Annotated in this window: 12 protein-coding genes; 10 read left to right on the forward strand and 2 right to left on the reverse strand. The window is 53.6% G+C overall.

Annotated elements, in window-relative coordinates; all coding sequences use genetic code 11:
- The first annotated feature begins 14 nt into the window (after positions 1-14).
- The 10 genes from PsW64_RS04710 (at position 15) to PsW64_RS04755 (ending at position 10,088) form a co-directional block, all read left to right on the forward strand.
- On the forward strand, positions 15-1,166 hold the full coding sequence (locus PsW64_RS04710) for a DSD1 family PLP-dependent enzyme (RefSeq protein WP_063302867.1): 1,152 nt from the start codon (positions 15-17) through the stop codon (positions 1,164-1,166).
- A 192-nt stretch (positions 1,167-1,358) separates the two neighbouring features.
- Positions 1,359-1,796 (forward strand): glyoxalase superfamily protein, encoded by a 438-nt coding sequence (locus tag PsW64_RS04715; RefSeq protein WP_057461441.1) that lies wholly within the window; start codon positions 1,359-1,361, stop codon positions 1,794-1,796.
- 214 nt (positions 1,797-2,010) lie between these two features.
- On the forward strand, positions 2,011-2,496 hold the full coding sequence (locus tag PsW64_RS04720; protein WP_063293354.1) for a hypothetical protein: 486 nt from the start codon (positions 2,011-2,013) through the stop codon (positions 2,494-2,496).
- Positions 2,497-2,824: 328 nt separating this feature from the next.
- On the forward strand, positions 2,825-3,550 hold the full coding sequence (locus tag PsW64_RS04725; RefSeq protein WP_057461439.1) for a FadR/GntR family transcriptional regulator: 726 nt from the start codon (positions 2,825-2,827) through the stop codon (positions 3,548-3,550).
- A complete protein-coding gene (locus PsW64_RS04730; protein WP_063293355.1) occupies positions 3,547-4,710 on the forward strand; it encodes a PLP-dependent transferase in 1,164 nt (387 codons plus the stop codon). Before PsW64_RS04725 ends, PsW64_RS04730 begins: the two co-directional genes overlap by 4 nt.
- Before the next feature lie 28 nt (positions 4,711-4,738).
- Entirely contained in the window at positions 4,739-5,998 is a 1,260-nt protein-coding gene (locus PsW64_RS04735) for an ABC transporter substrate-binding protein (protein ID WP_063303106.1), read from the forward strand.
- On the forward strand, positions 5,998-6,936 hold the full coding sequence (locus PsW64_RS04740) for a carbohydrate ABC transporter permease (RefSeq protein ID WP_063293356.1): 939 nt from the start codon (positions 5,998-6,000) through the stop codon (positions 6,934-6,936). The genes PsW64_RS04735 and PsW64_RS04740 overlap by 1 nt, the downstream gene beginning before the upstream one ends.
- Positions 6,937-6,945: 9 nt before the next feature.
- A complete protein-coding gene (locus PsW64_RS04745; RefSeq protein ID WP_206599540.1) occupies positions 6,946-7,797 on the forward strand; it encodes a carbohydrate ABC transporter permease in 852 nt (283 codons plus the stop codon).
- Between the two features lie 11 nt (positions 7,798-7,808).
- A complete protein-coding gene (locus PsW64_RS04750) occupies positions 7,809-8,894 on the forward strand; it encodes an ABC transporter ATP-binding protein (RefSeq protein WP_063302868.1) in 1,086 nt (361 codons plus the stop codon).
- A 132-nt stretch (positions 8,895-9,026) separates the two neighbouring features.
- Complete coding sequence (locus PsW64_RS04755) at positions 9,027-10,088, forward strand: Gfo/Idh/MocA family protein (RefSeq protein WP_063302869.1); 1,062 nt, start codon at positions 9,027-9,029, stop codon at positions 10,086-10,088.
- Positions 10,089-10,212: 124 nt separating this feature from the next.
- On the opposite strand, the gene PsW64_RS04760 is transcribed toward PsW64_RS04755, so the two are convergent.
- Positions 10,213-11,226 (reverse strand): ABC transporter permease, encoded by a 1,014-nt coding sequence (locus PsW64_RS04760; RefSeq protein WP_063287512.1) that lies wholly within the window; start codon positions 11,224-11,226, stop codon positions 10,213-10,215.
- 58 nt (positions 11,227-11,284) lie between these two features.
- On the reverse strand, positions 11,285-12,823 hold the full coding sequence (locus tag PsW64_RS04765) for a sugar ABC transporter ATP-binding protein (RefSeq protein WP_063293359.1): 1,539 nt from the start codon (positions 12,821-12,823) through the stop codon (positions 11,285-11,287).
- Positions 12,824-12,952: the final 129 nt, after the last annotated feature.

Raw genomic sequence — 12,952 nt, forward strand, 5'->3', positions numbered from 1 at the left:
GCAAGGACTTCGCTGTGACCTCTGATCTTTCCCAGTACACGCTTGGCTATGACATCCCTGCCCTACCGGGAATGAAGCTGGATGATGTGCAAACGCCTGCTTTGATTGTTGATCTTGATGCCTTTGATCATAACCTGCTGAAAATGCGTGATGAGATTGCCAAGTATGGTGTTCGCCATCGCGCTCACTGCAAAATGCATAAGTCTGCTGAAGTTGCAAAACTACAGATAGAGCGAGGCAATGCTTGCGGCGTGTGCTGCCAAAAGGCGAGCGAAGCAGAGGCTCTGGCGAGAGCAGGCCTCGCTGACATTATGGTGTCCAACGAGGTTTGTGATCCCTACAAGATTGATCGTTTGGCACAGCTTCCCAAGCTTGGTGCACGTATACTAGTCTGCACGGACAATCTGGCTAATATTGCAGATCTCTCTCAAGCCGCAGTCAAACACGCAACACAGCTGGAAGTTCTGGTGGAACTGGATTGTGGTGGTGCCCGGTGCGGCGTGGCAGATAGCGCTGCTGTGTTGGAGCTGGCAACTGCAATCATCGCAGCAGCCAACTTACGGTTTGCGGGCATTCAGTCTTATCAGGGCGCTGCACAACATGCCTATGATTATGCTGATCGAAAAGCGCTGCTGGATACGGCAATCACGATCACCAAGGATGCTGTAGACCTGCTGGAAAGCAAAGAGATCCACTGTGATATCGTTGGCGGCGCAGGGAGTGGCTCATACCCGTTTGAAGCAGCCTCCGGTGTGTTCAACGAGTTGCAATGCGGGTCCTATCTCTTCATGGATGCGGACTACCGCAAAGTGAAAGACAAAGATGGCAAGCACTTACCTGCTTTTGAGCATGCCCTGTTCCTGCTGACTTCGATCATGTCCACTGACATCGATGGGCAAGCCGTTTGCGATGCAGGGCTGAAGGCACACAGCATCGATTCCGGGCTGCCGACTGTGTTTGAGAGACCTGACCTGCAAAGTCTTGATTATTCAGATGAGCATGGCGTCCTGAAGGATCCGCAAAACTCGTTGAAGATCAACGATAAGATCAAGCTCGTTCCTGGGCATTGCGACCCGACCTGTAACCTGCATGACTGGTATGTGGGTGTACGTGACGGTGTCGTGGAAACGCTTTGGCAGGTGACAGCCCGTGGTAAGTTTTACTAGGCGTGCAGAACCTTGGTTTGACAGCAACATCCATCCTCTGTAGGTTACGCGGCAAGGGATCAGGCCCCTGCCGCTCGCAGAGCAATGCTCATGGTGAAGCCTGAAACAAAAGATGCGACTTCAGCCCAGACAAGCGGGTTGGTGGCAATGCGAGCTCCATCAAGTTGATCCCGCATAGTTTGAGGCTATGAAATGAACGGATCTCTTCCTTCCCTTTCCGCGTTAAAAACGCAAGCGAAGCAATTGCGTGCTGCGCTGGAAAAGCGTGGCGAAACAATTTCGCACTCCCAGACACTGGAGCTTATTGCTCGCCAACAAGGCTATAAGGACTGGAACACCCTTTATGCTGCCGTTGGTAACCGTCCACCTGTGTCGTTTCTGCGGCCAGGTGACAGGGTTGCCGGCAAGTATCTTGGACGGCGGTTTGCTGCCGAGGTTCTTGGTGTTCAAAGCTCCGTCGCGGCCCACCGGGTGCGGCTGACACTGCACTTTGATGAGCCAGTTGATGTGGTGAGTTTCAAGAGCTTTTCTGCGTATCGTCAACGAGTGACCTGCACCGTAAATGCGGATGGCATGACCAGTGAAAAGACCTCTGATGGTGAACCGCACATGGTTCTAACAGGGCTCTGATCTTACCTTACAAAAGAACCGGGAGACGTGGCGTCTCCCGGTTTCCCAGTGGACACAACCACCCTGTGCATCAATGCGATCTCAACCGCAAAATGCTTGGCGAGGTGAAACTGTTGCTTGAATATATGTGCTCAATTAAACTATACTGTGATACTCATATTTAAATTGCTGGCGGTGTGATACAATCGCTAGATGCACGAAAGAGGCGCTGGCCATGGATGTTGGGGCAAATGATGTTTATCTGGAACGCCAACCGGAACGACTGGTTCTGGAAGGGTATCGCCGCTGGTCATCCGGCTTCGAGACAGGTTCCATCACGCCCTGGGAAATGGCATGGGACCTTTATAGTGAAGTTCTCGGGCATCAAAATGCCGGAGTAGCGCTCGCCAGTCTGTCTCAATACGTACGTACACTAAAGCGCTGCGCAGCCTGCCCGTTACGCTCCTACCCTTATGATTCTCAGCACCTTTGTGTCGAAGAATGCCTGACCATGGGACTGATTGCAGGCTTGCAACATGATGTCGACACCGTTGAACTGTGCCTGCAGCACATTACCTGTCCGCAAAGATGCGAAGAAGTAGAACAGGCCGCTGCGAACTTCGCCGAGACCCTCAAATCCCTCGGTCAGGTCATGCTGCCTGTACCGTCTCATGTGCTGACTGATATTCTGAAAAAGAGCTCAGGCGGAAGCATGCATTAGGCTTGAACTAGAAAGCGTTTCTTAAAATATTGTGCGGCTCGTGTTTGTGAGCTGAAGCCTTCAGATTGATTTTATTACCAATTGCAATGGACGAGTCTTCGTCCGTGCAGACCAATCTCTACTATAATTCCCTCCAAATCAGCCGCTTCCTACCACTTTAATATATCCGTCGCAGCTCTCTGATATCTCACAGCATTCCCTCTGGGTGCGCTGCGATAAATCAGTGGTTGTACACAGTAGGTATTTACAAGCGCAGATTCCTGTTTCTAAAATTGGTCTGACGTCTGATGGCAGACGAAATCAAATAGACATCTGTGCGGAGCCTAATGTGCCAAGCCCATCCAATAATAAAATTCGGCCAATCAAGACCGAGGACAGAAGCGACGCAATTCTGCAGTCGCTGACAGATTTCATCGTGGAGGAAGGCTTGCAGCCCGGTGATAGATTGCCCACGGAACGAGAGCTGATGAACGGCCTGAAGGTTGGCCGCTCGTCCATTCGTGAGGTGATCCGCCATTTGCAAGCGTTGGGGATCGTGGAGATCCGTCGTGGGTCGGGGACATACTTGAAGCGCCCGCTCTCCGAGAAAACCGTTTACCTGCCGCTGTCCATTGCAACCAAGCGCGATGGCCTGTTGCAAACGCTGGAAGTGCGCCGGGCGCTTGAAGTTGAAGCCTCTATTCTGGCAGCCAAGCGGGCGACACCGGAAGAGATTGACGAGATGCGCACCAAGTTAGAGCACATGGAGTCGGTCCATCACCTCAATGGGACGGCTGGCCCGGAAGACCTTGAGTTTCACCTGTCTATTTACCGCGCTGCAGGCAATCCACTGTTTGAGCAATTGTTGCAGCAGATGCGGGAATCTTTTGAGAGCTTTTTTGATATGCCGTTCGACCGCAAAGATTTTGCCGGGCGGTCTTTTCCATTTCACCGACAATTATTTGACGCCATTGCCGCTGGAGACACGGAGATGGCCCGCAAACATACCTTGGAAATTTTGAGCGTGGTTGAAGAAGATATTGTGCAAATGGCACAGGAAACGGACGCAGTATGATCGACCTGTGGGGGGAGGACACAGCAACAATCGTGGCGCATGATGAAACATCCTTTGCGGATGCAGTCGTGCCACCGATTTTTCAAAACTCGCTTTTCACGTTCTCTTCCTATCAGGAGATGTGTGAAACCTTCGCGGGTAAGATCAACCGCCCGGTTTATACGCGCGGGATCAACCCAACCGTCCGTGCTTTTGAGGAGAAGATTGCCAAGCTGGAGGGTGCTGAAGATGCACTGGCGCTTTCCAGTGGTATGGCCGCTATTTCATCCGCAATCCTGTCTGTGGTGAAGCCCGGTGACCGGATCCTGTCCGTCAAACATGTTTATCCGGACACTTTCCGTTTCTTTGAAATCTTCCTGCGCAAGTTTGGTGTGAGCGTTGATTACATCGATGGCGGCAATCTGGCGACGGTTGAAGCTGCCTTGCCCGGGCATACTCTGTTTTATCTGGAAAGTCCGACCAGCTGGATCATGGAGGCCCATGATGTGAAAGCGTTGTGCGCGCGGGCCAGGGAAGCCGGTGTCACAACGATCATCGATAACAGCTGGGCTTCACCCATCTTCCAGAATCCGATCAAACTGGGCTGCGATATTGTGGTCCATTCAGCATCCAAGTACATCAGCGGCCACAGTGATGTGGTTGCGGGGGTGATCGCAACGTCTGCTGCGCGTGTGGCGCAAATCCGCGGGGAAGTGACCCAGTATCTGGGCAGCAAGATCGCACCGTTTGAGGCGTGGTTGTTGTTGCGCGGCCTGCGGACACTGCCAATCCGTATGAAAGCCCATGAGCAGGCTGGGATGGAGATTGCCAAGCGACTGGCGGAACATCCTCGCGTGAAAACTGTTTTTCATCCGGCGTTCCAGAATAAGGCCCATCCGGGTCTGCGTGGAACTTCCGGTCTCTTTTCAATTGAACTGGCAGACAATGTCAGCGTCGAAGCACTGTGTAATCACCTGAAAATTTTCAAAATGGGTGTGAGTTGGGGCGGGCATGAAAGCCTGATTTGCCCTGCGCAGGCCTCTCTCATTCAATCGGGAGGACCAAACTCAACCGCATTCTTTGGCGTGTCACCGCACGTCGTTCGCCTGAATGTTGGCCTTGAAGACCCTGAGGATCTCTGGGGGGACCTCGAAGAAGCGTTAGGGGCAGCATCAGAATAACATTGCTAGAGGAGAGGCAATTATGAGTTTGAAGAAATTATTGGCCGCAAGTCTTGTGGCAACAGCTATTGCAGGTCCGGCAGCTGCTGAAACCAATCTTCGACTGGTGGAAGTGATCACAAGCCCGGAACGTACCAAGGTTTTGCAGAGTATTGTTTCGCAGTTTGAAGCGGAAAACCCGGGCACCAATGTCGAAATCATCTCGTTGCCCTGGGGGCAGGCTTTCGAGAAATTCGCGACCATGGTTTCTGCTGGTCAGACACCGGATGTGGTTGAAATGCCAGACACATGGGCTGCGCTTTATGCCAATAACGGCGCTTTGGAAAGCCTTGAGCCCTACCTGAAGAGCTGGGATGGCACTGACAAGCTGAATGCCCGCACCATTGAGATGGCACGCAGTGGTTCCGGTACAGCTTACATGCTGCCCTACGGCTTCTATCTGCGCGCCATGTTCTACAACAAGAAGCTCTTCAAGGAAGCGGGTGTTGAAAAAACACCTGTGACATTGGATGACTTCCGTGATGCAGCTGAAAAAGTATCAGCTCTTCCAGGCAAGTACGGCTTCTGTCTGCGCGGTGGCTCTGGCGGTTTGAATGGCTGGGCCGTGTTTGGGGCAACAGCAGCTGGCACAGATCAGTTCTTCGATGAGGAAGGCAACAGCATCATGTCCACGGATGCGTGGATCAAGGGTGCACAGTTCATGGTGGACCTCTATCAGGATGGTCTTGCACCAAAAGACAGCCTGAACTGGGGCTTCAACGAGATCGTGGCAGGCTTCTACTCCGGCACATGTGCCATGCTTGATCAGGATCCGGATGCACTCATTGGCATTTCGCAGCGCATGGACCCGAATGATTTCGGTGTGACCACCATGCCAAAAGGTCCAAATGGCAAGGCCTACCCAACCATCGGGTATGCGGGCTGGTCCATGTTTGCTGACAGCGAAGACAAAGACGCCTCCTGGAAGCTGATTGCGAAGCTTCAAAGCCGTGATGCGAACCTTGAGTGGTCCAAGCGTGTGGGAACTCTGCCGATCTACAAAGATGCAGAAAGTGATCCACACTACAACACGCCGCAGTTTGCTGACTGGTTCGAAGAGCTGTCCGATCCGGACGTCCACCCGCTGACCATGCCAACACATCTTGAAGAATTTGCGTTCTTCAAAGATTCCATCTCCATCCGCACCAGTCAGGAGGCTCTGCTGGGGCGTAAGTCTGCGGAAGAGCTTGGCAAGGAGTGGGGGGAGTACCTCACAACAGCACAGAAAAAGTGGCTGGCTAAACAGTGATGACAGCTGCCACAGACCTTGGAACACACCCTGCCAGTCGGCAGGGTGTGACTTCCCGCAGATTCCTATCCCGATTTGAGCCCTACTTTTATGCTGCCCCTGCCATTGTGTTACTGGTGACTGTGATGATGGTGCCGCTGGTGGTTGGCCTTACCTACACAGTCAGAGACATCCGCATCCTCAATCCGTTCAGTGGCGGTTATGTGGGCTTTGCGCATTTTGAAGCGGTCTGGCACGACCAGAACTTCCATAATGCGCTTTACAATACCTTCTGGTGGACAGTCAGCTCACTGTTCTTTCAGTTCTTTCTGGGGTTAACGCTCGCTCTGCTGCTCAACCGCACTTTTCCGGGACGGCGTATCATCCAGTCGCTTGTTTTTCTGCCTTGGGCGGTGCCTGCATTCCTGTCTGGCCTCAACTGGGCGTGGATGTTCAATCCGGTCATCAGCCCCCTGCCCCAATGGCTGTTTGCGCTCGGCATCCTGAGCGAACCAACCAATATTCTCTCAGATCCTGACCTCGCCATGTGGGGACCGATCGTTGCCAACATCTGGTTCGGCATCCCATTTTTTGCGATCACTTTGCTGGCTGCGCTTCAATCCATTCCAGGTGAGATTTACGAGGCAGCATCCATCGATGGCGCGAGCCGCAAGCAACAGTTTGTCAGTATCACACTGCCGTTTCTGGCGCCGACCATTGCGATTACGCTGATGCTTCGCACCATCTGGATCGCGAACTTTGCGGATCTCATCATCGTCATGACCAATGGCGGACCGGCAGATTCAACGCAGATCGTCTCCAGTTACATCTTCACGCAGGCTTTCCGCCGTCTGGACTTTGGCTATGCCTCCGCAATCGCGGCTGTGCTGCTGGTTCTGTTGATGGCCTATGCCGTCTCCATCATCTTCATCAGGCGCAGTCTGCTGCGCGAAACCTGAGGCTCTGTTATGGCATACTATGCAAAATCAAAGGGCCAACGGGTGGTGGACTGGAGTGTCCATTACGGCCTACTCGCCTGCTATCTGTTCTTTGCGCTGTTTCCGCTTTTTTGGCTGTTCAAGGTCGCGGTGACACCGACTAAACTGCTTTACTCAGAGGGCATCCGCATGTGGCCCTCAGAAATGACGTGGACCAACTTCACACAGGTGATGACAGATACGGATTTTCCGCAGTTCTTTATCAACTCGGCTATCGTGTCAGGCTCAACCGCTTTCATTTCCACGCTGATTGCAGCGGCGGCAGGCTATTCATTCTCACGGTTTCATTATCGCGGTAAGGCAGTCATCATCGTGCTGATGCTGGTCACACAGATGTTCCCGCTGGTCATGCTGATTGCACCGATCTTCCGCATTCTCACGCCGCTGGGGCTGACGGACAGTCTGCTTGGACTTGTGGTGGTCTACACGGCCTTCAACGTTCCGTTTGCGACCTTTCTGATGCAGTCGTTTTTTGATGGCATTCCCAAAGACCTTGAAGAAGCAGCCATGATTGACGGCAATACCCGCTTTGGGGCGCTGGTGAAGATCATCTTCCCGCTTACCCTGCCGGGCATTGCAGCCACGCTTGGCTTTGTGTTCACCGCAGCGTGGAGCGAGCTGCTCTTTGCGCTCATGCTGGTCAGCAGTCCGGATGCAGTGACCTTCCCGGTTGGGTTGCTCACGTTCGTCTCCAAGTTCTCTGTCGATTTCGGGCAGATGATGGCAGCGGGCTTCCTGGCGCTCATTCCAGCGGCAATCTTCTTCTTCCTCATCCAGCGTTATCTGGTGCAGGGTCTTACCGCCGGTGCGGTCAAAGGATAACGAGGTACCCTATGGCTTCTATTCAAATCACCGAGGCAACCAAATCCTACGGAAACACCGCTGTTTTGCATGGGATCGATCTGAACATTCAGGATGGTGAGTTCATTGTGCTGGTTGGCCCGTCTGGCTGTGGCAAATCCACCTTGCTGCGTATGATTGCGGGGCTGGAGGAAGTGACATCCGGCTCAATCTCCATTAACGAGCGGATCATTAATGATCTACCGCCGCGGGATCGGGACATTGCCATGGTGTTCCAGTCTTATGCGCTCTATCCGCATATGAGTGTGGAGGAGAACATCAGCTATGCGATGACCCTTCGCAAATCACCGAAGGAAAAGATCGCCAGCGCCGTCAATGGTGTCTCCAGTATTCTTGGTCTGAACGGTCTTCTGGAACGGCGCCCCAAAGCACTCTCCGGCGGTCAACGTCAGCGTGTAGCCATGGGGCGGGCGATTGTGCGTGATCCGCAGGCTTTCTTGTTCGATGAGCCGCTCTCCAATCTGGATGCGCGCCTTCGCGAGCAAATGCGCTCGGAAATCCGCAAGCTGCATCGCAAGCTCAATGCCACGTCTATTTACGTGACGCACGATCAAATTGAAGCGATGACCATGGCCGACAGAATCGTGGCCATGCATGATGGATATATTCAGCAAGTTGGTACGCCGCTGGAAATCTACGACAAGCCAGCCAATGTTTTTGTGGCCTCGTTTATCGGCTCTCCAGCCATGAACTTTATTAAGGGCACAGCCTCGGCATCTGGTGACGGGTATCACCTTCAGACAGATCAGGGACACCAGATTATTCTGCCGGAAAGCTCGGGTTTGAAGGATCGGATGGACGTCATTCTGGGCGTGAGACCAGAGCATCTGATGATTGTAGAAGAAGGCCCGGCAAGCCTCCCTGCAACTGTGGATCTGATTGAACCCATGGGTCTTTCCACGCTGGTTCATGTGCGTGTTGGACAAGACAGCCTTAAAATCTTCACACTCGACCGGCCTGATATCGCTGAAGGCACTCAGGTTCACGTGTCTTACATTAAAGAAAAGCTGCATATGTTTGATGCTCGAACGGAAATGCGGCTGGAGTCTCCTGTATAAGTTCCCCTGAACTGGTTCGTTGCTGCGGCAACGAACCGTTTTTCTGGACTCAGGGTTTCCACGTTCTTCTGGGGCAACCTAAACTGGTATAAATACTGCCTGATATATTTACCGCAGAAGGAATTCCTCTGAATGCCCTCGATCAGTCTGGCCGTCGTTGGTTTGGGAATGGCCGCAAAACCACATCTGGAAGCGCTTGACCTGCTGAGAAATCACATTGAAGTCGCAGGTCTCTATACCCGAACAAAGGCCAGGGCAGAGGCTGTCTCTCAGAAATACGGCTGGCCATGCTTTGACAGCCCCGAGCAGATTGCCGGTGATCCGGAGATTGACGCGGTCCTTCTGCTGACCCCACCCGATCAACGCCACGAACTGGTTGAGCTGTTCTCCGGTGCAGGCAAACACATCCTGACAGAAAAGCCGCTGGAACGGACCTATGATGCTGCGGCTGAACTGGTGGAGCTCTGCGACTATGCAGGCGTCAAATACGGTGTCGTGTTTCAACACCGCTTCCGTGAAGGTGCAAAGCAGCTGAGGATGTTGCTTTCAGAGGGGGCTTTGGGCGATATTCACCTGGTGCGGGCGAACATCCCGTGGTGGCGGGATCAGGCCTATTATGATCAGGCAGGCCGCGGCACTTATGCGCGGGACGGTGGAGGCGTGTTGATCACGCAAGCCATTCATGTGCTGGATCTGATGCTGAGCCTGACCGGCCCGGCAAAATCCGTGCAGGCCATGTGTGCAACCACCGCGGCACATAAGATGGAAGCAGAAGACTTCGCCACGGCTGGTATTGAGTTTCACAGCGGGGCTGTCGGGTCCATCATGGCAACAACGGCAACCTATCCGGATACAAAAGAAACGCTGGTGCTGGATGGGTCAAAAGCATCTGCACATCTGGAAGGCAGCAAGCTGACGGTGACGGATCGCGACGGGTCTATCGATGTGTTTGGTGAACGCAGTGGGACCAAGGATGGAACGGGTGGCGGGGCTAACCCAATGGCGTTTCCATGCGACTGGCACCGGGATCTCATTGACGATTTCGCCCTCAGCATCATTGAGCATCGCGACCCGAAAGTAACCGGTCATGACGCGCTGATGGTGCATGCGCTCATTGAGGCGATTGAGGGCTCTTCCCGCACCGGATCAAAGGTTGATGTGCGTGAGGCGGAACTGTCGAAGGCCTATATCTGACAGGTGGCTCACCGCCCAAAACTTTGCAGATAAAAAATGAGCAGGAGGCCGGACGAGGGCTCTCCTGCTCGGGTATTAGGCATAATCCGTGGGAGGTTTTAGCCTAAATTCTTTCGCGGCTTGATCAGACCTTGGCCCGCTTGCGCTGGCGATACTGATCCGCAACCACTGCAGCTACAATGATACCACCTTTCACGATGTCCTGGATGTAAGCATCAATACCAAGGAACGTGAAACCACTCATCATTGTACCCAGAATAATGGTTCCGATGACGGTGCCTGTGATGCGACCAACGCCGCCTGCAAGACTTGTTCCGCCAATAACAGCTGCAGCGATGGCGTCAAGCTCATATGCAAGGCCCATACCTGCCTGTCCACTGCCAGCTCGCGCTGCGGCAACCACACCGCCAAGACCAGCCAGCAAACCAGCAAGGGTGTACACTTTGATCAGGTGACGGCCGACGTTGATGCCGGAGACTTTTGCCGCCTGAACATTTGCACCAGTTGCATAGGTGAATTTGCCGTAACGGGTGAAACGCAGGGCAATGTGGAAGATAAACGCAGCCATCAGGAAGATGATCACCGGAATGGTGCCGGAACCGAGCCACATGTACTCTTCAGAAAGCAGGCTGATCGGCTGACCTTTGGTGTAGTAACGTGCCAGACCGCGCGCTGTTACCATCATGCCCAGAGTTGCGATAAACGGAGGGATGGCCGTGTAGGCTATCAATGACCCGTTTATGAACCCGGCTAAGGCCCCGACGGCGATACCAGCCAATACTGGTACGAGGAACGGCATGTCCGTGAACATTGGAAAGACGGCACGGGTATAGTCAGAGGTTTGCGCAAAACTGGCGGCAACCATGGCCGAAAGCGCAAGCACTGAGCCTGAGGACAGGTCAATACCGCCGGTAATAATCACCTGCGTCACACCAATAGCCAGAAGGCCGATGATGGAAACCTGCAGAACCATGATCAGCAGGCGTTGTGGGTTAAACAGGAAGGTGTCACCCTTCACAATCCAGCCCAAAATTTCAAAAAAGACTGCAATGCCGATCAGTACGAGGAAGATGTTGGCCTCTACCGGCAGTTTTCGAGCTGGAGCATTTGTCTCAGCTACATCAGTTGCATTTGCCATCTGGCAAGTCCTTTCAATCTCTGCGTCGGGCGCTTAAAGCTGCCGCGCATGAAAACTCTTAGTTAGAAGCAAGGCGCATAACGCTGACCTGATCTGCTTCAGCTCGATCCAGAATTCCGGTGACATGTCCCTCATGCATCACCATCACGCGGTCACTCATGCCCAGCACCTCCGGCATCTCGGAGGAGATCATGAGAACAGCAACGCCCTCACCGGCCAGTTTGGTAATGAGCTTATGGATTTCAGCCTTTGCGCCCACGTCGATGCCGCGGGTTGGCTCATCCAGAATGAGGATGCGAGGTTTGGTCAGCAGCCAGCGACCGATCAGAACCTTCTGCTGGTTGCCCCCAGACAAGTTCTCGATGCGCTCGTTCATGCCCGGTGTTTTAACGCGAAGGGCTTCGCTCATTTCCGTGCACAGCTTGGAGACAGCGCTTTCGGCCACAAAACCGGCCTTCACATGATCCTGACTGAGAAGCGCGATCTGCATGTTCTCCTGAATGTCGAGCATCATGAAAAGACCGGTGTCCTTGCGGTCCTCGGTCAGCAACGCCATACCGTGACCCATGGCCTCTGCTGGCGTTTTGATCTCAACCGTCTCGCCGAACACGCTGATGCTGCCCCCCGTTGCCGGGGTCACGCCGTAGATGGTCTCTGCCACGTTGGTGCGGCCTGAGCCCACCAGACCTGCAACGCCGAGAATTTCACCTGCACGCAGATCGAAGTTCACGTTCTCGAACACGCCGTCCAGACACAGATCCTTCACGGAAAGGACCACATCACCGATTGGCACTTCCTCTTTCGGGAACATCTGGGTGATCTCGCGGCCCACCATCATGCGGATGAGCTGATCACTGTCCAGATTGCTGGCAAGGTCGGTGCCGATGTATTTGCCATCGCGGAAGACGGACACATCATCAGCGATCTCGAAAACCTCGTCCATCTTATGAGTGATGTAGACGATGCCTTTTCCCTCTGCCTTCAGGCTCGCGATGATCTGGAACAGGTGCTCAACTTCGCGGTCTGTCAGAGCCGAGGTTGGCTCGTCCATGATCAGCACATCAGATTCATAGGAAATCGCTTTTGCAATCTCGACCATCTGACGGTTGGCGATGGACAGGTCACGAACTTCAGTTTCCGGATCCAGATTGATGTTCAGCCGGTCGAACAGCTTTTTAGTATTGTCACGCAGCGCTTTATGATCAACAAACCCGAGCTTTGTCAGTGGTTCTCTGCGGATCCAGATGTTCTCGGCAATTGTCATGAACGGCATCAGGTTGAGTTCCTGATGGATCATGGCAACGCCCTGTTCCAGCGCATCCAGCGGCGTGGTCATGTGGACCTGTTTGCCACCCAGACGAACTTCTCCGCGGTCTGGTTGATAGATGCCTGCAATAATCTTCATCAGGGTGGATTTGCCCGCCCCGTTTTCTCCCATGAGGGCATGAACTGTGCCGGGTCGGATGCGCAGGTTCACATCATCCAGTGCAACAACACCGGGGAACTCCTTGCGCACACTATCGACTTCTAGCAGGTATTTTTGTGGGGCTGCGGCACCCTTATTCTCACGTACCGCCTCTTGTGTGCTTAAACTCACAGTCCGTGAACTCCATTTTTCTGCTGGCAGTGTGAGGGGCTTCCGGGTGCCTGGCCCGGAAGCTTGATCACTTGGAGGCTGGGCGCATTCCTGTCATTGGATAAAGCCAAGGGAATGGAACGCGCGCCA

It is taken from the genome of Pseudovibrio sp. W64 (genome assembly GCF_001623145.1).
In the GTDB taxonomy this organism is placed as follows: domain Bacteria; phylum Pseudomonadota; class Alphaproteobacteria; order Rhizobiales; family Stappiaceae; genus Pseudovibrio.

Bases quoted from the DNA above. Each gene is read 5' to 3' on its own strand.
- PsW64_RS04715 (WP_057461441.1), top strand. From the start codon at position 1,359: ATGAACGGATCTCTTCCTTCCCTTTCCGCGTTAAAAACGCAAGCGAAG.
- PsW64_RS04720 (WP_063293354.1), top strand. From the start codon at position 2,011: ATGGATGTTGGGGCAAATGATGTTTATCTGGAACGCCAACCGGAACGA.
- PsW64_RS04730 (WP_063293355.1), top strand. From the start codon at position 3,547: ATGATCGACCTGTGGGGGGAGGACACAGCAACAATCGTGGCGCATGAT.
- PsW64_RS04740 (WP_063293356.1), top strand. From the start codon at position 5,998: ATGACAGCTGCCACAGACCTTGGAACACACCCTGCCAGTCGGCAGGGT.
- PsW64_RS04745 (WP_206599540.1), top strand. From the start codon at position 6,946: ATGGCATACTATGCAAAATCAAAGGGCCAACGGGTGGTGGACTGGAGT.
- PsW64_RS04750 (WP_063302868.1), top strand. From the start codon at position 7,809: ATGGCTTCTATTCAAATCACCGAGGCAACCAAATCCTACGGAAACACC.
- PsW64_RS04755 (WP_063302869.1), top strand. From the start codon at position 9,027: ATGCCCTCGATCAGTCTGGCCGTCGTTGGTTTGGGAATGGCCGCAAAA.
- PsW64_RS04760 (WP_063287512.1), bottom strand. From the start codon at position 11,226: ATGGCAAATGCAACTGATGTAGCTGAGACAAATGCTCCAGCTCGAAAA.